The organism is Geodermatophilus sp. SYSU D01105 (genome assembly GCF_054050095.1).
In genome coordinates this window covers 33,925-59,897 of record NZ_JBJGYR010000001.1, presented here as the reverse complement: position 1 = coordinate 59,897, position 25,973 = coordinate 33,925, and the positions used below count along the sequence as shown (strand labels likewise).

General features: G+C 75.2%; 28 protein-coding genes and 1 tRNA gene. 14 read left to right on the top strand and 15 right to left on the bottom strand.

Annotation, left to right across the window (positions count from 1 at the left end):
- Positions 1-38: 38 nt before the first annotated feature.
- The 5 genes from ACI79I_RS00290 (at position 39) to ACI79I_RS00270 (ending at position 3,134) form a co-directional block, all read left to right on the top strand.
- Positions 39-653: a signal peptidase I gene (locus tag ACI79I_RS00290; RefSeq protein ID WP_456989883.1), complete on the top strand. Its 615-nt coding sequence runs from the start codon at positions 39-41 to the stop codon at positions 651-653.
- On the top strand, positions 650-1,105 hold the full coding sequence (locus tag ACI79I_RS00285; protein ID WP_456989881.1) for a hypothetical protein: 456 nt from the start codon (positions 650-652) through the stop codon (positions 1,103-1,105). The genes ACI79I_RS00290 and ACI79I_RS00285 overlap by 4 nt, the downstream gene beginning before the upstream one ends.
- Complete coding sequence (locus ACI79I_RS00280; protein WP_456989879.1) at positions 1,099-1,755, top strand: response regulator; 657 nt, start codon at positions 1,099-1,101, stop codon at positions 1,753-1,755. The genes ACI79I_RS00285 and ACI79I_RS00280 overlap by 7 nt, the downstream gene beginning before the upstream one ends.
- A 142-nt stretch (positions 1,756-1,897) precedes the next feature.
- Positions 1,898-2,491, top strand: coding sequence for a TasA family protein (locus ACI79I_RS00275; RefSeq protein ID WP_456989877.1), 594 nt, complete (start codon positions 1,898-1,900; stop codon positions 2,489-2,491).
- A 40-nt stretch (positions 2,492-2,531) separates the two neighbouring features.
- On the top strand, positions 2,532-3,134 hold the full coding sequence (locus ACI79I_RS00270) for a hypothetical protein (RefSeq protein WP_456989875.1): 603 nt from the start codon (positions 2,532-2,534) through the stop codon (positions 3,132-3,134).
- On the opposite strand, the gene ACI79I_RS00265 is transcribed toward ACI79I_RS00270, so the two are convergent.
- The 4 genes from ACI79I_RS00265 to ACI79I_RS00250 form a co-directional block, all read right to left on the bottom strand.
- Positions 3,118-3,894, bottom strand: a complete 777-nt coding sequence (locus tag ACI79I_RS00265) for a response regulator transcription factor (protein ID WP_456989873.1) — start codon at positions 3,892-3,894, stop codon at positions 3,118-3,120. The two genes, ACI79I_RS00270 and ACI79I_RS00265, sit on opposite strands and share 17 nt — an antisense overlap.
- 137 nt (positions 3,895-4,031) lie before the next feature.
- Positions 4,032-4,571 carry an SAM-dependent methyltransferase gene (locus ACI79I_RS00260; protein ID WP_456989871.1) on the bottom strand — a complete coding sequence of 180 codons (540 nt, stop codon included), beginning with the start codon at positions 4,569-4,571 and terminating at the stop codon, positions 4,032-4,034.
- Positions 4,572-4,576: 5 nt separating this feature from the next.
- On the bottom strand, positions 4,577-5,359 hold the full coding sequence (locus tag ACI79I_RS00255) for an isocitrate lyase/PEP mutase family protein (RefSeq protein ID WP_456989869.1): 783 nt from the start codon (positions 5,357-5,359) through the stop codon (positions 4,577-4,579).
- Positions 5,360-5,501: 142 nt separating this feature from the next.
- Entirely contained in the window at positions 5,502-7,070 is a 1,569-nt protein-coding gene (locus ACI79I_RS00250) for a DUF222 domain-containing protein (RefSeq protein WP_456989867.1), read from the bottom strand.
- A gap of 622 nt (positions 7,071-7,692) precedes the next feature.
- Here ACI79I_RS00250 and ACI79I_RS00245 point away from each other — a divergent pair.
- Positions 7,693-7,986, top strand: coding sequence for a flagellar FlbD family protein (locus tag ACI79I_RS00245; RefSeq protein ID WP_456989865.1), 294 nt, complete (start codon positions 7,693-7,695; stop codon positions 7,984-7,986).
- A gap of 204 nt (positions 7,987-8,190) precedes the next feature.
- Entirely contained in the window at positions 8,191-10,401 is a 2,211-nt protein-coding gene (locus ACI79I_RS00240; protein ID WP_456989863.1) for a SpoIIE family protein phosphatase, read from the top strand.
- Positions 10,402-10,413: 12 nt separating this feature from the next.
- Here ACI79I_RS00240 and ACI79I_RS00235 read toward each other — a convergent pair whose 3' ends face one another.
- From ACI79I_RS00235 to ACI79I_RS00210, 6 genes are all read right to left on the bottom strand, one after another.
- A complete protein-coding gene (locus ACI79I_RS00235; RefSeq protein WP_456989861.1) occupies positions 10,414-10,626 on the bottom strand; it encodes a hypothetical protein in 213 nt (70 codons plus the stop codon).
- Positions 10,627-11,010: 384 nt separating this feature from the next.
- Positions 11,011-11,748 (bottom strand): YcnI family copper-binding membrane protein, encoded by a 738-nt coding sequence (locus ACI79I_RS00230; protein ID WP_456989859.1) that lies wholly within the window; start codon positions 11,746-11,748, stop codon positions 11,011-11,013.
- Positions 11,749-12,019: 271 nt separating this feature from the next.
- Positions 12,020-12,092: transfer RNA gene (locus tag ACI79I_RS00225), tRNA-Ala, on the bottom strand.
- Between the two features lie 83 nt (positions 12,093-12,175).
- Positions 12,176-12,589, bottom strand: coding sequence for a VOC family protein (locus ACI79I_RS00220; protein ID WP_456989857.1), 414 nt, complete (start codon positions 12,587-12,589; stop codon positions 12,176-12,178).
- Between the two features lie 20 nt (positions 12,590-12,609).
- On the bottom strand, positions 12,610-13,017 hold the full coding sequence (locus tag ACI79I_RS00215) for a helix-turn-helix domain-containing protein (RefSeq protein ID WP_456989855.1): 408 nt from the start codon (positions 13,015-13,017) through the stop codon (positions 12,610-12,612).
- 29 nt (positions 13,018-13,046) lie between these two features.
- Entirely contained in the window at positions 13,047-13,802 is a 756-nt protein-coding gene (locus ACI79I_RS00210) for a M23 family metallopeptidase (protein WP_456989853.1), read from the bottom strand.
- A gap of 536 nt (positions 13,803-14,338) precedes the next feature.
- On the opposite strand from ACI79I_RS00210, the gene ACI79I_RS00205 reads away from it, so the two are divergent.
- From ACI79I_RS00205 to ACI79I_RS00190, 4 genes are read left to right on the top strand one after another with little or no spacing between them, the layout of a single operon-like run.
- Positions 14,339-15,835 carry a mannitol dehydrogenase family protein gene (locus ACI79I_RS00205; RefSeq protein ID WP_456989851.1) on the top strand — a complete coding sequence of 499 codons (1,497 nt, stop codon included), beginning with the start codon at positions 14,339-14,341 and terminating at the stop codon, positions 15,833-15,835.
- Positions 15,836-15,855: 20 nt separating this feature from the next.
- The gene (locus ACI79I_RS00200; RefSeq protein ID WP_456989849.1) at positions 15,856-16,641 is read left to right on the top strand and encodes an HAD family hydrolase; all 786 of its coding nucleotides are present in this window, start codon (positions 15,856-15,858) and stop codon (positions 16,639-16,641) included.
- The gene (locus tag ACI79I_RS00195; protein WP_456989847.1) at positions 16,638-17,762 is read left to right on the top strand and encodes a CDP-glycerol glycerophosphotransferase family protein; all 1,125 of its coding nucleotides are present in this window, start codon (positions 16,638-16,640) and stop codon (positions 17,760-17,762) included. Before ACI79I_RS00200 ends, ACI79I_RS00195 begins: the two co-directional genes overlap by 4 nt.
- Positions 17,752-18,564, top strand: coding sequence for a phosphocholine cytidylyltransferase family protein (locus ACI79I_RS00190; RefSeq protein WP_456989845.1), 813 nt, complete (start codon positions 17,752-17,754; stop codon positions 18,562-18,564). The genes ACI79I_RS00195 and ACI79I_RS00190 overlap by 11 nt, the downstream gene beginning before the upstream one ends.
- A gap of 28 nt (positions 18,565-18,592) precedes the next feature.
- Here ACI79I_RS00190 and ACI79I_RS00185 read toward each other — a convergent pair whose 3' ends face one another.
- From ACI79I_RS00185 to ACI79I_RS00165, 5 genes are read right to left on the bottom strand one after another with little or no spacing between them, the layout of a single operon-like run.
- On the bottom strand, positions 18,593-19,669 hold the full coding sequence (locus tag ACI79I_RS00185; RefSeq protein WP_456989843.1) for a hypothetical protein: 1,077 nt from the start codon (positions 19,667-19,669) through the stop codon (positions 18,593-18,595).
- The gene (locus ACI79I_RS00180) at positions 19,666-20,322 is read right to left on the bottom strand and encodes an SCO family protein (protein WP_456989841.1); all 657 of its coding nucleotides are present in this window, start codon (positions 20,320-20,322) and stop codon (positions 19,666-19,668) included. The genes ACI79I_RS00185 and ACI79I_RS00180 overlap by 4 nt, the downstream gene beginning before the upstream one ends.
- A complete protein-coding gene (locus ACI79I_RS00175; protein WP_456989839.1) occupies positions 20,319-21,098 on the bottom strand; it encodes a YcnI family protein in 780 nt (259 codons plus the stop codon). The genes ACI79I_RS00180 and ACI79I_RS00175 overlap by 4 nt, the downstream gene beginning before the upstream one ends.
- A 31-nt stretch (positions 21,099-21,129) precedes the next feature.
- The gene (locus ACI79I_RS00170; RefSeq protein ID WP_456989837.1) at positions 21,130-22,923 is read right to left on the bottom strand and encodes a copper resistance CopC/CopD family protein; all 1,794 of its coding nucleotides are present in this window, start codon (positions 22,921-22,923) and stop codon (positions 21,130-21,132) included.
- Entirely contained in the window at positions 22,920-23,570 is a 651-nt protein-coding gene (locus ACI79I_RS00165) for a zf-HC2 domain-containing protein (RefSeq protein WP_456989835.1), read from the bottom strand. Before ACI79I_RS00165 ends, ACI79I_RS00170 begins: the two co-directional genes overlap by 4 nt.
- Positions 23,571-23,658: 88 nt before the next feature.
- Here ACI79I_RS00165 and ACI79I_RS00160 point away from each other — a divergent pair, with 88 nt between their 5' ends.
- The 3 genes from ACI79I_RS00160 to ACI79I_RS00150 all read left to right on the top strand — a co-directional run bounded on the left by ACI79I_RS00160 (position 23,659) and on the right by ACI79I_RS00150 (position 25,938).
- Positions 23,659-24,207, top strand: a complete 549-nt coding sequence (locus ACI79I_RS00160) for a sigma-70 family RNA polymerase sigma factor (RefSeq protein ID WP_456989833.1) — start codon at positions 23,659-23,661, stop codon at positions 24,205-24,207.
- Between the two features lie 105 nt (positions 24,208-24,312).
- Positions 24,313-24,930: a DUF47 domain-containing protein gene (locus ACI79I_RS00155; RefSeq protein ID WP_456946696.1), complete on the top strand. Its 618-nt coding sequence runs from the start codon at positions 24,313-24,315 to the stop codon at positions 24,928-24,930.
- A gap of 6 nt (positions 24,931-24,936) precedes the next feature.
- Positions 24,937-25,938: an anion permease gene (locus tag ACI79I_RS00150; protein WP_456989830.1), complete on the top strand. Its 1,002-nt coding sequence runs from the start codon at positions 24,937-24,939 to the stop codon at positions 25,936-25,938.
- Positions 25,939-25,973 lie beyond the last annotated feature (35 nt).

Here is a 25,973-nt window from a genome sequence, read left to right as displayed (position 1 = left end):
CCCGCCCGCCGTCCCCTCGAGCACCCGGAGAGCCCGCCATGACCGCCGTCCTCCCCCTCGCCGCGGCGGGGGCAGCCCGCCCGCTGTCCCCGGCCGCGGAGGCCGCCCGCACCGGCCGGCTGCGCCCCGCCCTGGCGTTCGTGTCCCGCTGGGCCGTGCGGGCCCTCGTGGCGGTGGCGGTGGTGGCCTTCGCCGGCCTGGCCCTGGGCCCCCACCTGCTGGGCTACCGCACCATGACGATGCTCACCGGTTCCATGGCCCCGGCCATCGACCCCGGCGACGTCGTGATCAGCACTCCCCTGGACGTCTCCGACGTCACCGCCGGGATGGTCATCACCTACCACATCCCCATCGACGACCACCGCGTCGTCACCCACCGGGTCACCGACGTCACCCACGCCCCGGACGGCACCGTCACCGTGCACACCCAGGGCGACGCCAACGACGACCCCGACCCCTGGGCCGCCGTCCTCCAGGGCGACACCGCCTACCAGGTCCAGGCCGTCATCCCCGAGATCGGCCACCTGATCACCGCCCTGCGGACGCCCTGGGTCAGCCACCTGCTCGTCTACGGTGCCCCAGCCCTGCTCGCCGGCTGGCTGCTGCTCACCATCTGGCGCCCCACCGAGACCGACGAGGACGACCGCCAGTGACCACCACCCGCCGCATCCTCGTCCTGCTCGCCCTCACCCTCGCCATCACCGTCGGCGCCAGCCTCCCCGCCACGGCCGCCCACACCACCGTCGAGCCCCTCCCCGGCACGGCAGTGACGAGCGTCGACGTCGTGGCGCCGTCGAACCCGAGCACCGCCGGGACCAGGTGCTCGACGTGGTACGACTCCTACGGTCGGCCGCACACCACGCTCGAGGGGGAGCTGTCGTGGGAGGCGAGCACGACCCCCGGCGTCGTGCGCTACGTGGTGAACGCCCACGCCAACGGCACCACCTACCCGTACCCGGTCGCCGTCGTGAACGCCCCGGCCACCACCGCCCAGGACACCTACGCCGCGTCGGTGACCGCCAACGACATCCGGGGCAGCGTCACCGCCGTCACCGGCTACGGCTGGACCGAGCAGTCCGCCCGGTCAGGACTCATCAGGTGCTGACCGCCCTCGTCGTCGACGCCGACGACACCGACCGCGCCCGCGTCGCCGGCCTGCTGCGGGTCACCGGCTGGCAGGTCCGGGAGGCCGCCGGCACCCGCGAGGCCCTCACGCTGGCCCGCCGGCTCGACCTCGACCTGGTCGTCGCCGACCTGGCCGCCTCGCCCGGCGAGACCCCGGCCCTGCTCCGTCGCCTGCGCCTGGCCGGCTGCCGCGCACACCTGGTGGTCGTCGCCGGCGACTCCACCCCCGAGGACCGCGCGGCCGCGCTGGCCGCCGGCGCCGTCGCCTGCCTGCCCGAGCCGGTGGGCGCCGAGCTCCTGCTGGACTTCCTCCGCGACCGGACACCGGCTCCGCAGCCGGGAACCGACATCGGCGACCTCGACGACGCCGACGTGGACGCCGACGTCATGGACCGGCTCCAGGACCTCTACCTCAGCGCGCTGCCCGACCGGCTGACCGCCATCGCCGACGGCGCCCGGAGCGGCGACGCGGCGTCCCTGGCCCGGGCGTCCACGACGCTCGCGGGGGCCAGCGCCCAGCTCGGCCACCCGGAGGTCGCCGAGGTCTGCCGGGCCATCGCCCGCGACGCCCGGCGCGGCATCCTCGCCCACGACCTCGTCGTCGAGCTCCGGTCGGTCGCCGGCGCCTGAGCCCCCGCTGGGCCCGCACGGGACCCCGCGGGAGCCTTGCGCCTCTCTTGCGGAACGCCCGCGGGTGCCCTGCGGTACGACCTCCAGAGTCGTTCCTGTCGCCGGGACACCCCGCCCCGGCCGGACGCAGGAGACGACAGACATGACCCGCAGGACCCGCAGCGCCACCGCCCGCAAGGTCGTCGGTTCGCTCGGTGTGCTCGGTGCGGCCGCGGCCGTGGCCGGCCTGGGCACGTTCGGCACCTTCACCGACTCCACCACGCCGGTCTCCACCCAGGTCGCCTCCGGCACCGTCAACCTGGACCTCGCCGAGGACCCGGCCACCATCGCCGCGCCGGTCGCGCAGTTCGTCCCCGGTGACCGGATGTCCCGCGCGGTGACCCTGGTGAACAGGGGCGACTCCCCGATGTCCTCGGTCTCCCTCACCGTCACCCAGGCGGCCGGCAGCACACTGACCAGCGCGCTGCGACTCTCGGTGCAGTCCTGCGCCCAGCCGTGGACCGCCTCCGGCGCCGGCCACACCTGCGCCACCGGCGCGCGCGACGTGGTCACACGAGGCGGCGTCCTGCGGTCCGACGAGCCCCTGCTGACCTCGGCCAGCCTGACCCCGGGGGGCCGGGACCACCTCGTCTTCACGATCGAGCTGCCGAACGGCACGGGCAACGAGTTCCAGGGCAAGACCGCCACGCTGTCCCTGACGTTCACCGGCACCCAGCGCGGCGGCACCGCCCGCTGAGCCGCCCCATCCCCCGCCCGAACGATCCCGAGGAGGAGACGTGCGCACCCGCCACCGCATCCTGGTCACCCTGGCCCTGACGCTGGGTGTCATCCTGACCGCCGGCCTCCCCGCTCAGGCGGCGTTCGGTGACAGCGTCACCGCGGCCACGGCGCCGATCACCGCCGGGACCGTCGCCCCGGTGACCCGCCTGCAGGCGACCGCGCCGTGCACGGCACAGACCACGACCTGGACCACCACGACCAGGAAGTGGCCGAACGGGCTGGTGACCACCGCCCGCTCGCCCGAGGAGACCACCTCCGACAAGGTCAAGTCGCCGGCCAACGGCACCTCCACGACGACGCTGGACGAGTACCGCCTCGGGGACGGGAGCACGGTCACCGTCACGCGGACCACCGTCCAGCGCACGACGATCGCGGGCAGTGCCACCTGGACCGCCGTCCCGACCCGGAACTTCAGCGGGTACACCCTGACCGTGCCGGGCCCGGACCCCATCAACGCCAACGTCGGCAGCGCCACCCGGTACGACTACGGCCCGGTGTGGATCGACAGGGACTACGACTCGCTGCCGGTCACGGTCGTGACCAGGACCTCCCACGGTTGGACGGCCTCCGCGGTGGTCTGGGTCAAGCCCTGCAAGTAGGGCCGCCAGGCACAGCGGGCCCGGACCTCGATCGAGGTCCGGGCCCCCCGCCCGTGTGGGGGTACGCCACCAGGCGGTAGCCGACGCCGCGCACCGTCTTGATCTCCGGGGAGCTCAGCCCGGCGGCCTGCAGCTTGCGGCGGAGGTTGGACATGTGCGCCTCGACGAGGCGGACGCTGCCCTCCCAGTCGGTCTGCCAGACCTCGCGCAGCAGCGTCTCGCGCTGCAGCACGCGGCCCGGCCGGGAGGCGAGGGCGGCCAGGAGGTCGAACTCGGTGCGGGTCAGGTCGACGACGACGCCGTCCACCCGGACCTCGCGGCTGTCCTCGTCGACCTCGAGGTCGGCGAGGCGGAGGACGGACTCCTCGACCGGTGCCGGGCGGGGGGCGGGCACGCGCGGACGGCGCAGCATCGCCTGCACGCGGGCGACGAGCTCGCGGGGCGAGAACGGCTTGGCCATGTACCCGTCCGCGCCGACGGCCAGCCCGATGAGCAGGTCGACCTCCTCGGCACGCGCGGTCAGCATGAGGACGTAGCACTCGCTCTCGGCGCGGATCTGCCGGCACACCTCGGTGCCGTCGGCGTCGGGGAGGCCGAGGTCGAGGACGACGACGTCGGGGACCGCGCGCCGGACCTCGGCCAGCGCCTCGGCTCCGGAGGGGACCGCACGGACGTCCATCCCCGCCTTGCGCAGGACCGTGCAGACCAGTTCCCGGATCTCCTCGGTGTCCTCCACGACGAGCACGGACTGCTCGGCCACGACCTCTCCTCCATCCGCTCCGGCGGGACTGGGGCGACGGTGTCCCGTCACCTGAGCGGGTGATCGGCGCCGCCTCCGGCCGCCTTGAGCAGTACGGCCGGGGCTCCCCCGAAGGGGTGAGGAGTGGTCGAGCCGCGTCAGCGCCCGGGGACCTCGTCGGGACGGGCGCGGTGCAGGGCGACCGCGGCCGATCCGATCGGCGTGCCCGGGCGCCGGGACAGTCCCCCGAGCCCGAGGCCGTGGCGCGCGGCGTGCGCGGCGACCGAATCGACGACGGCGGCCTCGGTGTCCGGTCGCATGACCGAGAAGGCCACGACGACCCGCCCGCCGGGAGCCAGCACGCGATCGACGACGGTCCAGGTCGCCGCGGCGCCGGAGTCCCAGAAGGCCCGGACGTCGAACGCGACCACGACGTCGAAGGACGCTGCGTCGAGGTCGGCGTCGCGCAGGGCCACCGCCTGCAGGTGCACCCGGCCGGCCTCGACGGCGGTGCGGTTGCGGCGGGTGGCCGCGTCGACCTGGGCCGACGAGCGGTCGACCCCAACCACCTCCGCCCCGCGCTCGGCGAGCAGCGCGACGAGGGCACCGGGACCGCAGCCCACCTCGAGCACCCGCTCCCCCGGGGCGGGTGCGACCACCTCCGCGGCCCAGGCCATCCGCTCCGACGCTGCGGCCACGGTGCTCAGCTCAACCGGCGGGTGCCCGGGGGCAGGACGCCTCCGCCGACCAGGTGGGTGACGGCGTCCTGCAGGGCGGTGAGCGCCACCCGCTGCGGGAAGGGTCCGGTGGACACCCGGGCGACGCCGAGGTCCTGCAGGTCGCGGACCGACGGTGAGGCCCCGGGCACGGCGAGGACCGAGAGCCGGTTCGGACCCAACCCCTCGACCAGCACGGCGATCTCCTCGCGGTCGACCACACCCGGCACGAAGACGACCGGCGCCCCGGCCTCGAGGTAGGCGCGGCCGCGTCGGACCGCCTCCGCCAGCAACCGTCCGCGGTCGGCGCCGGGCTCGGCGTGCAGCACGACGTCGGTGCGGGCGTTGAGGACGAAGTCGATGCCGGCGGCGCGGCCCGCGGCGAGCACGGCCGCGACCGCGGCGACGGACTCCTCCAGCGGCCGGCCCTGGTCCTCCAGGTTGCCGCCGACCACCCCGCGCTCGATCGCCCGGCGGGTGGTCTCGCCGGGGTCGCCGTACCCGGCCTCCATGTCCATCGTCACCGGCAGGTCCACCGCCCCGGTGATGCGCTCCACCATGTCCAGGTGCAGGTCGAGCGGGATGTGCTCGCCGTCCTCGTACCCGAAGGTGGCCGCGATCGAGTGGCTGGCGGTGGCCAGCGCGGTGACCCCGGGGGTCGCGGCCACGACCCGCGCCGAGACGACGTCCCACACGTTGGCCAGCACCAGGATCTCCGGAGCGGTGTGCAGGTCCAGCAGCGTGCGGGCGCGGGAGGCCAGATCGGTCATGCCGCCGAACCTAGGGCAGCAGGTGCGGCCGGTCCCCGGGCTTCCCTGTGGGCCGTCGGGGTGGGCGGAACGCGTCGGGGCCGAGCCCCCAGCAGGGACGGGCCACCACGTTCCCGCGGGAACGCCGCAGCGGCTCGGCCCGTCATGCCGCCTCGGCTGCGAGCCGGCGCACGAAGTCCCGGTGGCCCATGAGGACGCTGACGACGTAGGCGAGGTCGATGCGTTCACCGTTGACGTCCATGGCGTCGGGCAGACCGGGCGCCCCTCCGGGGAAGAGCAGGTCGGTGACGGTCGCAGCCCCTCCGGCCGTCGGCGCGACCGACCGCTCCGCGCTCACCGGGCCCGGCTCCACGCCGGCCGACCGCCCGGTCGGCACTCCCCGCACCGGGCCGGGCCCGTCCGGGCCGTCGAAGGGAGGTGCGGCACCCGGCCGGCGACCGACCTGCTGGTCGATGGGATGGACCCCGACGAACCGGTCGGTGAGGCCCTCGGGGTGCGAGGGTGCCGCTGCGGCCACGCTCGACACGCCGCCGGTGAACGCGTCGTCGGCGGCCCCCCACACCCGACGGCCGTCGGGTGCGGTGACGACCAGCCGGCCGTCGCGACGGCTCATCACCAGGTCCAGGTCGTGCACCAGCCCGTGGTCGCTGTCGCAGAGCAGCACCATGTTGGCGACGTCGGTCGCCCCACCGAACAGCCAGTGCCGCATGTGGTGGGCGTGCAGCCGTTCGATGCGGGTCTCGGGACACCCGGGGCGGGCGCAGCCGCCGTCGCGGCGGTGCAGCGCGCGACGCTGGGTGCGGGTGGCCAGCCGTCGGGCGCGGCCCAGGGCCAGCGGCTCCCTGCCGGCCGCGAGCATCGAGACGACCGTGGCCTCGCACAGCATGCGACGGACGTCCGCGGGGTGCAGTGCAGGGCCACCGTCGAGGTAGGCGCGACCCGCGGCGGAGTCGTCGGCGAGGACGGCGACATCGGCGTGCACGACCACCTCCCGCCGAGGCGGGTCCCCGGCCCGGCGGTCGGCCTCGGCGGCAGCGTCGGCCAGGTGGGCGAGCGCGGCGCAGCGACGGGCGGTGGTCCGTTCACGCGCCAGGGCGACCTCGTCGGCCGTGTCTCCACGGCCCGGCGAACAGGTGTCGATCCTCGTGCCGATGCCCTCGGCGGCGCCCGACAGCTCCGCCGGACCCCGTGCACCGCCGGCCGACCCTCCAGTGGACGCGGCCCGCTCGACCCGGGCGCGATCGCGCCGGGCGGCGCGCTCGGCCAGCGAGTCGACCCCGGCCAGGAAGCGAGCTCCCTCCTCGGCGTCGAGACGGAGGTGGACGGTCAGCATGCCGTCGTCGTCCCACCAGTACTCGAACTGCCGCCGGGCGGTGACCCGTTCCCGATGTGCGGCGTCGGCCCGCCGCCACTGACGCACCACCCGCTCAGTCTGGGACGCGGTGGCCTCCAGCGCGAAGGTCAGCAACTCGGCCTCGGTGGCCGGCTCGGCAACGCGGGTCAGGGCGCGGACCTCGGAGTACGACAGCCGCCCGGCCGCGAACGCCGCGCTGACCTGCGGGAGGTTGACCAGCGCCCGCGCGACCCGGACGTGCTCACGCGCCGTGCCCGGGGACATGCCGCACTGCCAGGCGAGCCAGTGGGCACACGAGCGGATGCCGTACGCGCCCCATCCCCCCGCCGGTCGAACTCCGCGACCAGCGTCAGCCACGCCGCGGTGGCCGCGGCCAGCCGGACCGCACCAGAGGTGATCCGCCGGGCCAGCTCCGCCACGTCCACCGCCTCCGTGCCGGCCGGCCCGTCCACCACGGCCACTCCACCAGCCACCCGATCATCCGAACCCACGTTCGAACGGTAGGGCTCGGTGGTGACAGTTCCCGCAGGTCCGACCGCTGAGGCGTTCCCGCGGGAACGCCTGCGGCGGAGGTCGTCCCGGCGGGGACCCGGCAGCCGGCCGGTGCCGACGCCGCGCCCTGCTCGGCCGGTCGCGGCGGCCGGGCTCGGTCCGATCCGGGCGCGCGGGCCCACCCCGGCTCAGGCTCCGGCGTTCCCGCGGGAACGCCCGCCCGCCGGGACAGCCGGTCGCCTGGGTCTGCGTGACGCGACGCAGCCACCGGCTGAGGGTCCGGCCGCGGCTCCGGCGCCCGGGCCGCTCCGGGGCTTCATTGTGCGCGGACCGCGACCGCTGAGGTGTTCCCGCGGGGAACGCTCACCCGATGGGGGCGGACACCGTCGCCGGGCTCAAGGGCGACCGCGCGGCCGCCGAAGGAGTGGCTGCCCGAACCGAGGGGCCGCCGCCGGGGCCCGATGCCCCGCCGAGCAGGAGGACCGCCATGATCGGTCTCATTCGCCGCAGCGGCGACTACTGCTGCCTTGATCCCGACACGATCGAGCGCGTCGAGACCGTGCCGGACACCGTGGTCTTCCTGACCGACGGCGCGAAGTACTGCGTCGTCGAGACGATCGACGAGATCATCGAGAAGATCCGCGACGACCGCGCCGGCGTCATCGCCGCCTGCTACGTCCTCGACCGCGGCGAGGACCCCGACCCGATGGGGCTGGGTCACTCCCCCACGGCACCCGAGGCCCACGCACCGGGCCCGGTGGTCCCGGTCCGGGTCCCGTAGCGCCCGTCCGGGCCGGTGTCACCGGCAAGCACCGACCCGGCCGGCACGGACCCGGCACGGGAGCGTGCCGGTCCGTCGAGCGCCCCTGAGCGACCGGCGGCGGCGCCGCGCGGCAGGGGTGACGGCGATCGCGGGGCGGGCCATGATGTGCCGGTCACGAGACCCCGTGACGACGTTGCGAGGCCTCGATGCGCGGAGCGCCGGATGACCGGTCCCCACCGCTCGCCTCCCGTGCCGGCATGGCGGCTCGTCCTCACCGTGGGGACTGCCTACGCCGCCGGCGCGGCCGTCTCGTTCGCGCTGTTCGAGGCCTCGGCCATCGGCGCGGTCCTCTTCCCGCCCGCAGGGGTCACGTTCGCCGCGCTGGTCCTCACCGGGCCCCGCCGGTGGCCGTGGGTCCTCGGCACCGTGGCCGTCGTCGAGGTCGCCGTCGACCTGTGGTTCGGACTGCCCCTCTCGTCGGTGGTCGGCTTCGCGCTGGCCAACACCGTCGAGCCGCTGGTGGGTGCCCTCCTGCTGCGCCGCTTCGTGCCGCGGATCGACCTCCGGCGCCGTCGCGACCTCGGTGCGTTCATCGGTTGCGGCGTGCTGGCCGGCCCCTTCGTCGGCGCGCTGATCGGCGCGACCACCAACGACCTGGCGATGGCCCGCGTCTGGCTGGACGCCTTCTTCCCGTTCTGGGCGGGCGACGGCCTCGGCGTCCTCACCGTGGCGGGCACGGTGCTCACCTGGCGGGACGGCGGCACCTGGCCCTCCCTCGGGACGACGCTCCGGCGGGCGCTGCTGGTCGCCGTGGCGGCCGCGGTCACCGTGCTGGCGTTCTGGCCCACGACGGTGCCGCTGTCCTACACCGCCCTCGCGCTGCTCGTGGTGTACGCCTTCCGCTCCGGCGTCCCGCTGGTCACCGCCGCCGGGCTGGCCGTCGCCCTCACCGCCAACGTCATGACGGCGGCCGGCCGGGGGCCGTGGGCGGCCCTGGCCGGCGTCCCGAACCTGGAGATCGCCAGCCTGCAGCTGTTCCTCGCCGTCGCCGTCCTCACCGCCTGGCTGCTGGCGGTCGAGATCGGCGAGCGGCAGGAGGCCCGGAGCGTCTCGGCGCGGGAGACGGCGCTGCGCCGGCGGGTCGAGGCGCTGCAGGAGGTGACGGCAGGGCTGGCCACCGCGGCCACGTCCGAGGCGATCGCGCAGGTGATCGTGCGCCGTGGCATCGGCCTGGTCGCCGACCAGGGCGCGGTGGGCGTCCTCACCCCCGACGGCGCCCGGTTGCGTACCTGGGCCACGGTTCCGGAGGACTCCCCACCGGTGGAACGCGAGCTCCCGCTCGACGCCGCCGCCCTCCTCTCCGTCGCCGTCCGCGGCGGTGGGGAGGTCCGCGCGCAGCCGCCGGCGCCGCTGCGCGAGACCTTCCCCGCGGGCCTGGCCGGCGAGCCCGACACCGACACCCGCAGCGCCCTGGCGGTGCCGGCCCGGATCGGCGAGGTCACCGTCGGCGCCCTCGGCTTCGGCTTCGGCTCGGACGCCGCGGTCGACGACCTGGCCCCCGTCGCCACCACCCTCTCCGAGCTCATGGCCCAGGCGCTGCTGCGCGCCCGGCTCTACGAGCGTGAGCACGAGGCCGCCCACCAGCTGCAGCAGGCGTTCCTGCCGGCGCTGCCCGACCGCCTTCCGGGGGTCGACGTCGCCGGCTGCTATCGGCCGGCCGACGAGGAGCACGACATCGGGGGCGACTGGTACGACGTCTTCCCCCTGGCCGACGGCCGGACGGGTCTGGTCGTCGGCGACATCGTGGGGCACGACCTCCCCGCGGCGGCCGCGATGGGCCGGGTGCACGCCGCCCTGCGGGTCATCGCCGGTGGGCGGCACGCCGGGCCACGGCAGGTCCTCGAGGCACTCGACGCGGCGTGCCCGGACATCCCCGGGGCGGCGTTCGCCACGCTCGGCTACGGCGAGTACGACCCGCGGACGGGTCTGCTCTGCTACGCCTGCGCCGGTCACCCGCCCCCGCTGCTCGTCACCGACCACCGCGCCCGGTACCTGCAGGGCGGCCGCTCCACCCCGCTCGCGGTGGCCGCCGGCGCGCGCACCGAGGCGGAGGCCACGATCCCGCCCGGCTCGGTGCTCGTCTGGTACTCCGACGGTCTGGTCGAACGCCGCGGCAGCGACCTCGACGCCGGGATGGAGCTGCTCGCGGCCGTCGCCGCGGAGATCGACGACGACGACCCGGCGGTCTGGCGGGACGTCGTCACCACCCGGCTGATCGGCGACCGCCGCCTGCAGGACGACGTCGTGCTGCTGTGCCTGCGCCTGGGCCGGACCCGCTCGGCGGACGGCGAGGACCCCACGGCGCGGGAGCCGCTGCGCCGTCCACCGGTCCGGACCGGGCTGCCCCTGGTGACCCCGGACCCGGCCGGCTGACCGGCGGTCCGCTCACGAGCCGGTGTCGCCCAGCCAGTGCGCCAGCCGGCCGCTGCGGTGCACGGCGAGGATGCGCCTCTCGGTGGCGTGCCGATCGGCTGGGTCGGCGAACACCAGGAGCACGTCGTCGGTCTGCAGGCGGGTGTGCGGCGCGACGGCGAAGGTGGCGCCGTCCCGGGCCAGCAGCCCCGGGGTCGCGCCCCGGGGCAGCCGGAGCTCGTTCACGTAGCCCCCCGAAGGCACCGTGCACCGGACCGCTCGTCGCCGTGTCCCCGTCAGCACCCTGTCTCCCGCCTGCTCGTCGGCCGCCGCCCTCAGTGAGGACCAACCTGTTGCCCATGACCTGCAGCGAGCGCCCGGGGGTCTCGGCCGTCGGTGCGGACGGTCCCGCCCACGTCGCCCAGCAGGCCGCCGAGCGGGGAGCTCTGGCGGTCCGGACGACTGTCCCCGCGAGGCCGCGTCCTCGGGGAGCCGGTCGAGGATGGCCACGGAGGTGGTGGCGCACCTCGGCCGGCCGTCGTCGGCCCGGCCCGGAGCCCCGGCGCCCCCGCTCTCGCGGCGAGGGGGCCGGGGCCGTCCCCGGGGGCCCGGGGCTCGTGTCCGCGCCGGTCAGACCGTCGTCCTCTGGCGCCGGGCAGCGAGGCCGAGGGCGAGCCCGGCCAGCCCGGCGACCAGACCTGCCGCGCCCAGCACGACGGCGGTGATCGTCCAGCCCGAGCTCCCCGCATCGGCGGAGGTCTCGCTGGCGGTCGCCACCTCGGTGGCCTCCGGGGTCTCGGTGGCGGCGCCGTGGGCGTCGGTGCTCCCGCTCTCGGCCAGCGTCAGCACGGGAGCCGGGCTCTCCGGCTCCTCCTGCCCCTCGACGGTGGGCTCGATCCACGCCTGCTCGGTGCCGTCGTCGTAGACCTGGACGGCCGGGAAGGAGATCGACTCGGCCTCGGGGAACGGGCCGCCGCTGATGGAGAACGTCTGGTACTCGCCCGGGGCGATGCCCGCGCCCGGGTCGGCGGTCCATGTGATCTCGGTGACCGCCTCGCTGACCGGGGTGCCGTGCACGTCGACCGGCGGGTCGATGGGGCCGGTCGTCGTGGTCGCCGTCCAGCCCGGCACCGGCTTGGTCGCCACCGAGGCCAGCGGGGTCTCGCTCGGGATCTGCACCCGGAGCACGGTGGTGCTGGCGGTGTCGCTCTCGTTCGGCACCCGGAACGTCAGCTCACCGAACCCGCCGGGCGCAGCATCGGACGAGCTGACCCGGACGTGTGCGGAGGCCGTGCCCACGCCGGCCGCGAGCACGGTGACGACGGTGGCGGCCAGGACTGTCGCCACGCGGGCGGGACGAGATCTCACGCGCACTTCTCCTCATCGGTGTCGGTCCGATCCGATGCCGGACCAGGCAGTGGGGTTGTCGCTCCGCGACGCCGTCCAGTTCCCACCGGGGTCCCGTGTGACGAGGTCCCACACCCAGGTGCGCACGACGATGGACGACGCCGGCCACGTCGCGCCTGCCCTCGCCTTGGCGGCCGCGCGGGCGCCGTCCCGCTCCTGACGCCCACGTCGACTGCCACCACAGACGACTCAGGCCGCCCTCCCTGTGGGAGGACGGCCTGGTCGATCGGGGTGGAGCTGAGGGGACTCGAACCCCTGACCCCCACACTGCCAGTGTGGTGCGCTACCAGCTGCGCCACAGCCCCGTACCTCGCCCGGTCGGTGTCCCCGAGCCGTCGACAACTGTACAGGGCCGCGTCGGCGCTCCGACGCAGGGGGTCCGGGAGGGTCAGCCCTGCTTCATCTGGGCGATGCGGATGTGGTTGCCGAAGGGGTCCCGCAGCCCGAAGTCGATCCCGTAGGGCTGGTCGACCGGCTCCTCGGTGATCTCCACGCCCTTGGCCTTCAGCTCGGCGTGGGTCTTGTGGGCGTCGTCGCAGGCGAAGAAGAGGTGCCCGCCGGCGACGCCCTTGCTGATGGCGTCGCGCACCTGCGCGGCGGTCTCCTCGCTCATCGACGGCGGCCCGGGCCGCTCCAGGAGGACGGCACGGTCGGGCTGGCCGGGCAGGTTCACGGTGAGCCAGCGCATGGGCCCGAAGTCCATGTCGGACTGGACCTCGAAGCCGAGCTTGCCGACGTAGAAGTCGAGGGCGGCGTCCTGGTCGGGGACGTAGATCTGGGTGATGGTGATCGCGGTCAGCATGGGAGCGACGCTAGAGACGATCACTCCCCGCGCGCTTCTCCGAAACTGCTCGGCCGCGACCACGCCATCGCGAAGCAGGAGGGCACCGGCGGCAGCGGTCCCCGCCGCCGGTACTGCGACGGCGGCTCACCGACGACGTCCCGGAACACCCGGCTGAAGGTGCCCAGGCTCGAGAAGCCGACGTCCATGCAGATGTCGGTGACGCTCCGGTCGGTGGAGCGCAGGAGGAACATCGCCCGCTCCACGCGGCGCCGCTGCAGGTAGCGGTTGGGCGTCTCGCCGAACGTGGCCCGGAAGGTGCGGATGAAGTGTGCCTCGGACACGTGCGCGATCCGCGCCAGGGTCGGGATGTCGAGGGGCTGGGCGTAGGCACCGTCCATCGCGTCCCGGGCCCGCAGCAGTCGGCGGATGGCGTCCTCGGCACCCACGCCGCGCATCCCACCACGGACGCCGGCGGTCACACCTCGACGCCGCGCGCCTCCAGCCACGGGATGGGGTCGATCCGCTTGCCGTCGATGCCGCCCTGGTGCACCTCGAAGTGCAGGTGCGGGCCGGTGGACTGACCGCGGTTGCCGAGCAGGGCGATGGTCTCCCCCGCCTCCACGTACTGACCGGGCTCGACGAGGATCTCGTCCATGTGGCCGTAGACGGTCACGTCGCCGTTGTCGTGGAGGACGTAGACGGCCAGGCCGAACCCGCTGGCCGCCCCGGCCCGCAGCACGACGCCGTCCACGGCGGCGTACTCCGGGGTGTGCATCGGCGCGGCCAGGTCGATGCCGTAGTGGAAGGTGCCCCAGCGGGCGGCGAAGGTGCTGGTCAGGCGGGCGCCGTCGACGGGCAGGACGGCCTTGGGCCGGGCCGCCTCGCGTGCCGCCTCGGCCGCAGCCGCCTCGGCCGCCGCGCGCGCCGCCCGGGACGCGGCCACCTCCGCCAGCCGGGCCTCGGCCTCGGCGACGGAGATCGACGCCTGCGGGAGCAGCTCGAGGTCGTCGTCGACGGTGAGCAGCTGCTGCTGCGCCTCGAGGACCGACGTCGGCTCGGCCGCGGCGTCGGGCGCGCCCGTGACCCCGGTGACACCGGCGATCAGCCCGCCCGCGACCAGCGCGGCCAGCAGCAGCGGCCCCCGCCGGGGTCCGGCTGCGGAGCCGACGACTCCGGAGCTGCGGGCGACCGAGCGGTCGCCGGGAGTCGTCGCGCGACGTCGACCGGCCATGCACCTACCCGTCTCGAGGGGGGAGATCGCCCGTTCCCGGGCCGGAGGGGTTGCCTCGATACAAACACGCCGTGACCGATCCGTGACCCTCTGCTGGGCGCGTCGTCTGCGACACGCCGAGTGCCGTGCCTCACAGATCCCTCGCGTCATGCGTCCGTGTGACGCGCGTCCGGTTTGGACCCCCCGGCAACGGGCATGTCACTCCACCCGGCGTGAAAACACCGCGCCTCGGCGTCAGGTCGACTGCTGCGGTGCCCGCCGCACGGGGATGCCCCCGATTGGCCACGGACGGCTCCGCCCGTGTACTGATGGTCGATGCTGCAGCCCCCGTTGCCCTTGCCTGCCCTGCATTGGCGGGCGACGGACCAGGAACCGGCGCGAGGGGGCGACCGCACCACACGCACGAGAGAGGCCGATGCCGCATGACGAGGCCAGAGCGCTCCCCCGGAGCCGCACTGCCCCAGTCGGCACCCTGCACGACCTCCACCGCACTGCCCTCCACCGCACTGCCCACGGCGCCGCCCGACGTGCGTCCGGTGATCCGCCAGCTGAGCCAGGACACCCTGCACAGCCACGGCGCGCGGCTGACCGTGCCCACCTACGACCGGTCCGCCCTCACCCCGTCCGTGGTGCACCTGAGCGTCGGCGGCTTCTCCCGCGCCCACCAGCTCATCTACTTCGACGAGCTGGCCGAGCGGCGGATCTCCGACGAGTGGGGCGTCGTGGGCGTGGGCCTGCGCCACCGGCACATGCAGGAGGCCCTCGCCCCGCAGGACCACCTGTACACCGTCGTCGAGCGCAGCCCCGACGGTGAGCGCGCCCGCGTCGTCGGGGTGATGGTCGACTACCTGTTCGCCCCCGACGCGCCTGCCGCCGTCCTCGACCGGCTGACCGACCCGCGGACCCGGATGGTGACCCTCACCATCACCGGCGCGGGCTACCCGCTCGACCCGCACACCGGCGAGTTCGCGACCGAGGACGCCGACGTCCGGCGCGACGCGGCCCGGCCGCACGAGCCCACCACCGTCTTCGGCTACCTCGTCGAGGCCCTGGACCGCCGCCGGCGGGCGGGGCTGACCCCCTTCACCGTCGTGTCCTGCGACAACATCCACCGCAACGGCGACGCCACGCGCACCGCGGTCGTCGGCCTGGCCCGGCTCCGCGACGAGGTGCTCGCCCGCTGGATCACCGACCGGGTCGCCTTCCCCAGCAGCATGGTCGACCGGATCACCCCGCAGACCGCGCCCGAGGAGCGCGCGGCGGTCGCCGAGCGCTACGGGGTGGACGACCGCTGGCCGGTCATCACCGAGCCGTTCTCGCAGTGGTTCATCGAGGACGCGTTCAGCAACGGCCGCCCGCCGCTGGACCAGGTCGGCGTCCGGTTCGTCCCCGACGTCGGCGACTACGAGCTGATGAAGACCCGGCTGCTCAACGCCGGCCACTCCGCGCTGGGCTACCTGGGGTCCCTGGCCGGCCACCGCCGCATGGACGAGCTGATGGCCGACCCGGTCTTCGCCGAGTACGTCGCCCGTCTGATGGACGACGAGGTCACCCCCCTGCTCCCCCGCCCCGACGGCGTGGACCTCGACGAGTACAAGCGCACCCTGCTCCAGCGCTTCGCCAACCCGGCGATCGCCGACGGCCTGCCCCGGCTGTGCCGGCGCGGCTCGACCAAGGTGCCCCACCACCTGCTGCCCTCCCTGCGGCAGGCACTGGACGAGGACCGGCCGGCGACCCTGCTCACGCTCGCCGTCGCCGGCTGGTGCCGCTACCTGCGGGGCACCGATGCCGCCGGCCGCCCGGTGCCCCTCGACGACCCGCACGCCGAGGAGCTGCAGGCGCTGGCCCTCGCGGGGGGCACCGACCCGCGCCCGCTGCTCTCGCTGCGCTCGGTGTTCGGCGACCTCGGCGAGCGCCCCGGCCTCGTCGCCGCGCTGGGGCGGGCCATGGAGCGCATCGACCGGCTCGGCGCCCGCGTGACGGTCGCCGCCGCCCTCGCCGACGTCGGCCCGACCCTCTCCCTGCCCCGATGACCCCCGGGAGGACCTCCCCCATGCCCGCCCTCCCCGAGACGCTCACCGCGCGCCTCGAGGCCCTGCTCTGCGACGCCGACGGCAACCTGTTCCCCTCCGAGGAACCGGCCTTCGTCGCCTCCGCGGACGTCACCAACCGCTTCCTCGGCGCCCTCGGGGTGGACCTGCGCTTCACCGCCGAGGAGCTGCGGCGGGCCACCACCGGCATGAACTTCCGGACGACGTCGCGCCGGCTGGCCGACGAGGCCGGGCACCCGGCCGTCGACGTCGAGCCGTGGGTCGCCGAGGAGAAGCGGGCGGTCACCGCGCACCTGGGCGCCACGCTGACCCCCCACCGGGAGACGACCGACGCGCTGACCGCCCTGGCGGCCCACCTCCGGCTCGCCGCGGTCAGCTCGAGCGCACTGACCCGGCTGGCGGCCTGCTTCACCGCGACCGGCCTCGACGAGCTGATCCCGCCGGCGGTCCGGTTCAGCGCCGAGGACTCGCTGCCGGTGCCCACCAGCAAGCCCGACCCCGCGGTGTACCTGTACGCCTGCGAGCAGCTGGGCATCGCGCCGGAGGCCGGCCTGGCCGTCGAGGACTCCGTGCCCGGGGTGCTGTCGGCCGTCCGCGCCGGCTGCCCCACCGTGGGCAACCTGCTCTTCGTGCCCGAGGCCGAGCGGGCCGACCGCGCGGCCGCCCTGACCGACGCCGGCGCGGCGACCATCGTCGACTCCTGGCAGCAGCTGGCCGACCTGCTGCTGCCCGTCCTCAGCCGCCGGTCCGCGCCCGGCGACCTGCTCACCACGGGAGGTGACCGGTGAACATCGTCTACGTGGCCTTCCGGGGCCACTTCTCCGACAGTCCACGAGCGCTCTACGAGGCGCTGCAGACCCGCGGGCTCGACGCGACCCACACCTGGCTGTCCGCGCCGCACACCCAGGCCACCTTCCCCGACGACGTCGCGACGGTGACCTTCGGCAGCCCGGAGTCGATCGCCGCGCTGGAGGGCGCGGACCTGGTCATCTCCAACGACCACATCCCGCTGGACTGGGAGAAGCGCGAGGGCACCACCTACCTGCAGACCTGGCACGGCACGCCGCTCAAGCGGATCCACAACGACGTCCGCTGGGCGCCGGAGGGCCGGCTGGCCTACCTCGAGCACGACATCGCCCGGTGGGACCTGCTGCTGTCCCCCAACTCCGCCAGCACCGAGCGGCTGCGGCGCGCGTTCGGCTACCGCGGGCCGATCCACGAGACCGGCTACCCGCGCAACGACCTGCTCAGCAGCCCCGAGCGGGACCAGGTGCGGGCCGCCGTCCGGGCCGACCTCGGCATCTCCGACGAGCAGACCGTCGTCCTCTACACCCCGACCTGGCGCGACGACCTGGTCTTCCAGAAGACCGGCCCGCAGGACTTCGAGTTCCCCCTGGACATCGACGACTTCACCGCGCGGCTCGGGCGGGACCACGTGCTCCTGCTGCGTCTGCACAACATGGTCATGGACCGGCTGGAGATCGTCGACGGCTCACCGATCCGCGACGTCTGCAGCCACCCTGACATCCGTGACCTCTACCTGACCGCCGACGCCATGGTCACCGACTACTCGTCGACCATGTTCGACTTCGCCATCACCGGCAAGCCGATGCTCTTCTACACCTACGACCTCGAGTACTTCCGCGACGAGCTGCGCGGCTTCTACTTCGACCTGGAGGACGTCGCGCCGGGGCCGCTGCTGTCGACCAGCAAGGACGTGGTCGAGGCGATCGCGGACCTGGACGCGGTGGCCGCCCGGCACGCGGAGCGCTACGCCTCCTTCCGGGAGACCTTCTGCCACCTGGAGGACGGGCACGCCGCCGAGCGCGTCCTCGACCTGCTCTTCCCGCCGGACCCGCCCGCCGGGACCACCACCACGACCCGAGGAGGGGACGACAGTGCTCGCTGACCGCGCCACGACCGCACACCTGGGCCTGACCGGCACACTGCCCACGGCCCCGGCCCCCGGGCCCCTGCCCGCACCGGTCCAGGTCGTGATCCTCGCCGCCGGCATGGGGACCCGGCTCGGCCGGCCCTGGCCCAAGCCGCTCACCCCGCTGCACGACGGGCGCAGCATCATGCAGCGCCAGCTCGACGGCCTGCGCACCGTCCTCGGCCCGTCGGTGGACGTGACCGTCGTCGTCGGGTTCAAGGCCAAGCGGGTCATGCAGGCGGTACCGGACGTGCGGTTCGCCTACAACCCCGACTTCGCCGTCACCAACACCTCGCAGAGCCTGCTGCGCGCGCTGCGTGCCACCCGCGACGGCGGCGTCCTGTGGCTCAACGGGGACGTCGTCTTCGACCCCGCGGTCCTCGACGCGGCGCTGCCGGCGCTGCGGGCCGACGAGAGCTTCGTCTGCGTCGACACCTCCAGCGTGGCCGACGAGGAGGTCAAGTACACCCTCGACGCCGACGGGTGCATCGCCGAGCTGTCCAAGACCGTCGTCGGGGGCCTCGGCGAGGCTGTGGGCATCAACTACGTGTCGTCGGCGGACAAGCCCGTGCTCGTCGAGCACCTGTCCGCCTGCGCCCCGCAGGACTACTTCGAGCGCGGCATCGAGACGGCGATCCTCGACGAGGGGCTGCGCTTCCGGCCGCTGGACATCTCCCGGTTCTCCGCCGTCGAGGTCGACTTCGAGGCAGACCTCGAGCGGGCCAACGAGATGTTCGCCGCCCGGGGACACCTGCACCCGGTGGGCGACAGCCTGTAGGCGGGGACCCCGAGGCCCGAGGAGCCGCTCAGCCGACCGGCAGCGGCTCCTCGGCCGGCGGGCGGGCAGGCCGGCCACCGGGCTCCCGGAACCGGCGGGTCGCGGCGATGCCACCGACGACGCAGCCCGCGCCGAGGGCCACGAGCACCGCCACTGCCAGCCGGGCGGGGAGCGCCGGGCCGGCGGAGAGCACGTGCGCGGTCCACAGGACGTCGACGTCGGGCAGCCCCTGCACCAGCAGCAGCCAGCCGAGGACGACGGCGAGCAGGCCGGTCATCGCGCCGCGCCCGCGCCGGGCGGCGACGAACCCGAGCAGCGCGACCGCGGCGGCGGTGAGTGCGGGCAGCAGCGCCGAGACGACCGCCCCCGCGTGGGAGGAGACACTCACCGCGGGCTCCGGGGTGGTCGCGGCGTGCCACAGCGCTGCTGCCCCGCCGACCAGCAGCAGCCCCCCGAGCGGCCGGGGCCCGCGAGCCAGCACCCCGGCGGCCGCGGCGGCCAGGGCCAGCGCGGCGTAGAGGGGCCACACCACCCACGGCGAGGGCGGCGGGCTCCAGGTGAGCTCGCCGCGCACCTGGACGCCGGTACCGCCGTGGGACAGCGGCACGACCCACTCGGCGACCACGTGCTCGCGGGTCGGGTCGGCCGCCACCGCCGGCGGCAGCAGCCCCTCGCTCATCCAGTGCGTGCGGTGGTCGTGCCAGACGTACTGCGGCTGGGTGGACACCTGCACCCAGTCCGGCGGGGCGGCCGGGTCGGCGTGCGCGGGCAGCGTCGTCCGGCCGTACCGGTCGAGGTTGATGTAGGTGGCCGGGCTGTTGGCGTTGCGCCAGACGCCGTCCGGGCCGATCCGCAGGTAGGGCTCGTCGGAGTAGCCGGGGACCTCGACGTCGGTGGCGGTCGTGTTGACGACCTCGAACTCGTCGCCGAAGGACAGCACCCGCACCGAGACCCCGGGCACCGGCGGCTCGACGGCCAGCACGCGCCCGTCGAAGTCGCTGCCGGCGGCACCGCCGCCGACGTGCGCCTGCGCCGGACCGGCCACCAGCAGCGCGGCCAGCACGCCGAGGACGACGACCAGCAGGCGGGTTGCCGCGCGCGTCACGTCCCCGCCACGAGCGCCAGGTCACCGGCGATGTCGCGGGACGTGTTGCCCGTGTCGAAGGCCACGTGCGCCAGGTCGTCCTCGCCGTAGAGCAGCAGCAGCGAGGAGTGCAGCCGTCCCTGCTCCTCGGCCAGCGGCACGCCCGTGGCCAGCTGCGCCCGGTCGACGGCGGCCTGGTCGCCGGTCAGGCCGACGAAGCGGTTGGGCAGGTCGGCGTCGAACCGGCCCAGGTACTCGGCCAGCACCTCGGGGGTGTCGAACGCCGGGTCGGTGGTGACGAAGACCACCTGCACCCCCTCGGTCAGGGCCGGGTCCACGCCCCGCAGGGCGACGGCGACGTCGGCCATCGTCGTCGGGCAGACGTCGGGGCAGTTGGTGTAGCCGAAGAACAGCAGCGTCGGCGTGCCCGCGGTGGCGGCGGCGAAGTCGTAGGGCTGACCGGCGGTGTCGGTGAGCGTGAACGACGGCCGCTGGTAGGGATCGGGCAGGTCGAGGCCGGCGTAGCGGTCCTCCGGCCCCTCGACCACGGCGACGCCGCCGGAGTGGTCGTGCCCCTCGCCCTCCTCGGCGGCGGCGCCTCCGCCGCAGCCGGCCAGCACGAGCCCGGCCGTGAGGGCCAGGGCGGCCAGGCGGCTGCGGTGGTACGAGGTCACGAGGACACGGTACGACGACCCGCCCGCCAGCCCAGGACGACGCCGCCGAGTCCGGTCAGCAGCGCGAGGATCGCCACGAACAGCGCCAGCCCGCCGGGCCCGGAGTCCCCGTGGGTCGCGGCGGCCTCGGTCGAGGCCGCGGTGCCGGTGGCCGTGTCGCCGGAGGCGGGCTCGGCCGTGCCGTCGCCGGCCGGCTCCTCGGCGGGGGAACCCGTGGAGCCCCCGGCCAGGGACAGCACCGGAGCCGGCTTCTCCGGCTCGGCCTGCCCGTCGACCGTGGGCTCGATCCAGGCGGCCTCGGTGCCGTCGCTGTAGGTCTGCACCGCCGGGAAGACCAGCTGGTCGCTGTCGGGGAGCGGCCCGCCCGACAGCGAGAACTCCTGGAACTCGCCGGGCCGGATCCCGCCGCCGTCCGCGGCGCGGAACTCCACGACCGACACGTAGCTGGTCACCTGCTCGCCGTGGCTCTCCAGCGGCGTCTGCAGGTCCGAGGTGGTCAGCGTGACCGTCCAGCCGGGCACCGGCTGGGTGCGCAGCGAGGCCATCGCCGACTCCTCCGGGATGGAGATGCGCAGTGCCACGGTGCTGGCGGTGTCGCTCTCGTTCGGCACCCGGAAGGTGAGCTTGCCGAACCCGCCGGGCGCGGCGTCGGCCGACGACACGGTCACGTGCGCCGACGCGACGCCGGCTCCGGCGACGGCGGCGGCGAGCGCGGCGAGCAGGGCGAGGACGACGACGCCCAGCCGAGCCAGCGGCCGAGGGGGCGATGAGGACATGGTTCTCCAGTCGACGGGGGTGCAGCGGGGGTCAGCGCACCGAGAGGGTGGTGCTGGCCGTGCTGGCGGTGAACTCGTCGAGCCGGACGGTGACCGCGAGGGTCCAGGTGCCCGCGCCGGGGATGGCCATCCCATCACCGACGTAGTGGCCCGGCCCGGCCGGCTCCAGGGCCACCTCGAGCGGGCCGATCTCCTGCGCCGGCTCGGTGAGGGTCACCCGGATGTCGACCGGCTGGGCCAGCTGCCCGGCCTGGTCGAAGAGGTAGACGTGCAGGGTGTTGGGGCCACTGGTGGCCGGGTCGACGGAGACCTGGACGCTGCCGTCGGTCCCGGCGGCGGTCTGCAGCGGCAGGGTCACGTCGACCGGCTGGGTGGCCTCCGCACGCGCCGGCGGGGTGCCGACCAGCACCGACGACAGCGCCAGGACGGCGACGGCGATCCCCAGCTCGGCCAGCACCGACCGGCGCAGGACGGGGCGCTCGACGGCGGCGGCCTGCGCCTGGACCTCGGCCCGCGCGTCGGCGGCCGACGCGACCGCGGGGTGGGCGTCGGGGTCGGCGCTCGCGGCGAAGGCGTGCGCGGTCACCCGGCGGCGTCCGGCCGGCCGGTGGCGGGTGACCCCCAGGTGCTGCTGCACCCACACCCGCGAGATGCCGGCCGCGGCGAGCAGCAGGAGCACCAGGCCGAGCTTGGCCAGCAGCAGCCAGCCGTAGGTCGTCGTCACGAGGGCCGCCGGTGAGCCGACCTCGCGGACCGACTGGACGACGCCGGTGACGACCAACGCGGTCACCGAGCCGGCGGCCAGCCGGGAGAACGGCGGGAGCGCGCGGGCCAGGTCGACCGCGGGGGCGTCCTCGCGCAGGACCCCGGCGAGCAGGCCGACCAGACCGCCCAGCCAGACGGCCATCGCGGCCACGTGCACGGTCGCGGCGGCCACGGCCAGCACCGGCCAGCTGCCGGCGACCGGGTGCCCGACGGCGGCGGTGGCGAGCACCACGCCTGCCGCGAGCACGCCCGAGACGGCCAGCGGGCCGCGGGCGGGGGCCCGCCCGGCACGCAGGGCCGGCCACAGCACGAGCAGCAGCGCGACGGCCAGCGCCGCCCGGACCAGCAGGGTGATGCCGTTCCCCGACGACGCGGTCGCGCCCAGGAGCGCCGGGTCGGCCACCGACGCCGGCCCGCTGCCCGCGGCGTAGGGCCCCTGGAGCAGGAAGGCGAGGACGGCTCCTCCCGCCACCGCGGCCAGCCCGCCGGTCACCAGGCGGCGCAGCCGCGGCGACGCCCAGCCGGCGGGCCAGCCGGCCAGCAGCAGCACCAGCACGCCGATCCCGAGCGCCAGGCCGGCGTAGCCCAGCCACCGGGACACCGGCAGCAGGGCGGCGACGACCGGGTCGCTGCCGGCCGCACCGGCCGAGGTGCCCGCCGGCACGAGCTCGCCGTCGCCGACCACGAACGAGAACGCCCCCGAGATCGGGTGCGAGTCGGCCGACACGACGCGGTAGGTGACCAGGTAACCGTCGTCGGGCAGGCCGCTGCGCAGCGGCACGGTGAGCGTCCCGCCGTCCACCCCCGGGCTGCCGGTGTCGGCGCGCTCGCCGCCGGAGGTCAGCACGCGGGCGTAGCCCGCGCCCAGCGAGACCCCCTCACTGAACCGGAGGGTCACCTCCGCCGGCACCTCGGCGAGCCGGGCGCCCTCCCCCGGGTCGGTGGAGACCAGCTCGGCGTGGGCGGCGGCGGGCGGCGCCGCCGCCACGCCCGCGCCGAGCCAGACCCCGACGAGGGCCAGCAGGAGGAGCAGCGCCGCGGCCGGGGAGCGCCGGGTCACGCGGGCACCCGCTCGCGGCCGACCGCGGGGACCGGCTGCCGCCTCCGGCGGCGGCCGCGCCAGGCGACGGTGCCGACCAGGGCGACGCCGGCCAGCACCAGCAGGTGGGCGACGGCGCGGTCGGCGTGCACGTGACCGGCCTGCAGGTCGGCGACGGTGAGGACGACGAGCAGCACCGTGGAGGTGGCGAGGAACGGCAGCGCCCCGGCGGCCAGGCGGGGGACGGCGGCCACGGCGACGAAGGCCGCCGCGATGCCGAGGTTCCAGGCGCCCGACTCGTGGGCCATGTGCACCGGCGCGCTCATCGCGGCCGCGCCCGAGGCGAGGGACGGCCAGGCGAACCCCGCCTGCGCCACCCCGACGGCCAGCAGGGCCAGCCGCAGCGCCGCGGTGGCCAGCCGCGCGCGAGCGGCCGCGCCGGTACCCGGGAGCTCCCGCGGGAGCGCGGCGAGGACGGCGACGGTGAGATCGGGCACAGCGGGCGCCGGGGCCAGCCGGGCCCGCCGGGTGACCAGCTCGGCCCGCCGCGCCCAGGCCGTGCAGTCGGCGCACGCGGCCAGGTGCTCGTCGAGCTCCGCGGCCGGCAGACCGGGGGACTCGCCGTCGAGCCGCGCCGAGAGCGCCTCGCGGTAGGGGGTGCACTGCATGATGGGATGGTCGTCTGGCGAGGCCGGTTGGTTCCCCCTCGTTTTCGGGAGCAGCCCGGACGGCGCTGCCTCGGGGAGGATGCAGGGCGTGGACGAACTGGAGCGGCTGGCCTCCGCCGCCGTCGACGGCGACCCCCTCGCCGCGGCGGCGCTGGTGCGGGCCACCCAGTCCGACGTCTGGCGGCTGTGCTCCGCGCTCGGCGACCGGCAGTCCGCCGACGACCTGACCCAGGAGACCTACCTGCGGGCCTTCGGCGCCCTGCACCGGTTCGAGGGCCGGTCCTCGCTGCGCACCTGGCTGCTCGCCATCGCCCGCCGGGTCTGCGCCGACGCGGTCCGCTCCCGCCGGCGGCGCCGACTCACCCTGGTCCGGGACGACGCCGACCTCGAGGCCCTCGACGTCGCCGACGGCGCCGACCACGTGGGTGAGGGCGCCGTCGTCACCGACCTGCTGGCCCGCCTGGCACCCGATCGGCGGGAGGCCTTCGTGCTGACCCAGCTGCTGGGCCTGCCCTACGCCGAGGCCGCCGAGGTCGCCGGCTGCCCGATCGGCACCATCCGGTCGCGGGTCGCCCGGGCCCGGGCCGACCTGGTCGACGCACTGGGCGGGGAGGACGCCGACGTGGCGCAGGCATGACGCCTGCGTGAACGGCCGGTGGACGGGCACCTATGCTGCCCGACGGCCGTGCGACCGCCAGGCAGGCGGGTGGACGGTCCCCTAGCCGATCGGGAGCCCCACGCCGTGCCCTTCAGCCTGACCCCCAAGGACTCGAGCTTCTACCCGCTGTTCACCGCCTCCGCGGAGAACCTGGTCGCGGCCACCGCCGTCCTCAGCGAGTTCATCAACGACCACGCCCGGCGCGGCGAACTGGCCGACAAGCTGCGCGAGCTCGAGCACGTCGGCGACCAGTCCACCCACGCGATCTTCCGGCAGCTGAACTCCAGCTTCGTCACGCCGTTCGACCGCGAGGACATCTACAACCTGGCCAGCGACCTCGACGACGTCATGGACTTCGTCGAGGCCGCCGCCGACCTGGTGATCCTCACCGGCCTGGGCACCCTCCCCGCGGAGATGAACCAGCAGGCTGCCCTGCTGCAGCGGGCCGCCCAGACGACCGCCGAGGCGATGCCGCGGCTGCGCACGCTCAAGGACCTCTCCGACTACTGGATCGAGGTCAACCGCATCGAGAACGAGGCGGACAAGCTGTACCGGCGGCTGCTCTCCCGCCTCTACAGCGGCGAGTTCGACGCGCTGGAGATCCTCAAGCTCAAGGAGGTGGCCGACCAGCTCGAGGAGGCCGCGGACGCCTTCGAGCACGTGGCGAACGTCGTCGAGACGATCACCGTCAAGGAGTCCTGACCCGGTATGGACGCGGCCTTCGTCGCGCTGGTCCTCATCATCCTGGTGGCCCTGGCCTTCGACTACACCAACGGCTTCCACGACGCGGCCAACGCCATCGCCGTGGCGGTCTCCACGAAGGCGCTCACCCCCCGGGTCGCGCTGGCACTGGCCGCGGTCATGAACCTGGTCGGCGCCCTGCTGTCCACGGAGGTCGCCAAGACCGTCGGCGAGGGCATCATCGGCCCACCCCAGGGCAGCGACGGGCTGAAGATCGTCTTCGCGGCCCTGATCGGCGCGATCGCCTGGAACCTCATCACCTGGTGGTTCGGGCTGCCCTCGTCGTCCTCGCACGCCCTCATCGGCGGCCTGGTCGGCGCCGCGGTCGCCGCGGCCCACACCGTGCAGTGGATGGGCGTGTTCGAGAAGGTCATCGTGCCGATGGTGGTCTCGCCCCTGGTCGGGTTCGGCCTGGGCTACCTGTTCATGCTGGCGATCCTGTGGGCCTTCCGCAGCGCCAACGTCAGCCGGGCCAACCGCGGCTTCCGGTACGCACAGATCGTCAGCTCCGCCACCATGGCGCTGGGCCACGGGCTGCAGGACGCGCAGAAGACCATGGGCGTCATCACCCTGGCCCTGTTCACCGCCGGCGAGATCGACGACTTCACCGTTCCGCTCTGGGTCGTCCTCGCCGCCGCCCTCGCCCTGAGCGCCGGCACCTACGCCGGCGGCTTCCGCATCATGCGCACCCTGGGCCGGCGGATCATCCAGCTCACCCCGGCCGGCGGCTTCTCCTCGCAGACCGTGGCGTCGAGCGTCATGGTGACCACCGCGACCGTGTTCGCGGTCCCCGTGTCGACGACCCACATCACGACGACGTCGATCATGGGCGTCGGTGCCACCCGGCGGCTGTCGGCGGTCCGCTGGGGCGTGGCCGGCAACATCGTCGTCGCCTGGGTCGTGACGCTGCCGGCCGCCGGCGCGGTGGCCGCGGTCGCCTACTTCCTCACCCACAACATCATCGGCTGACGGCCGCGACGACCTCCCGTGCACGGGGCCGGCGG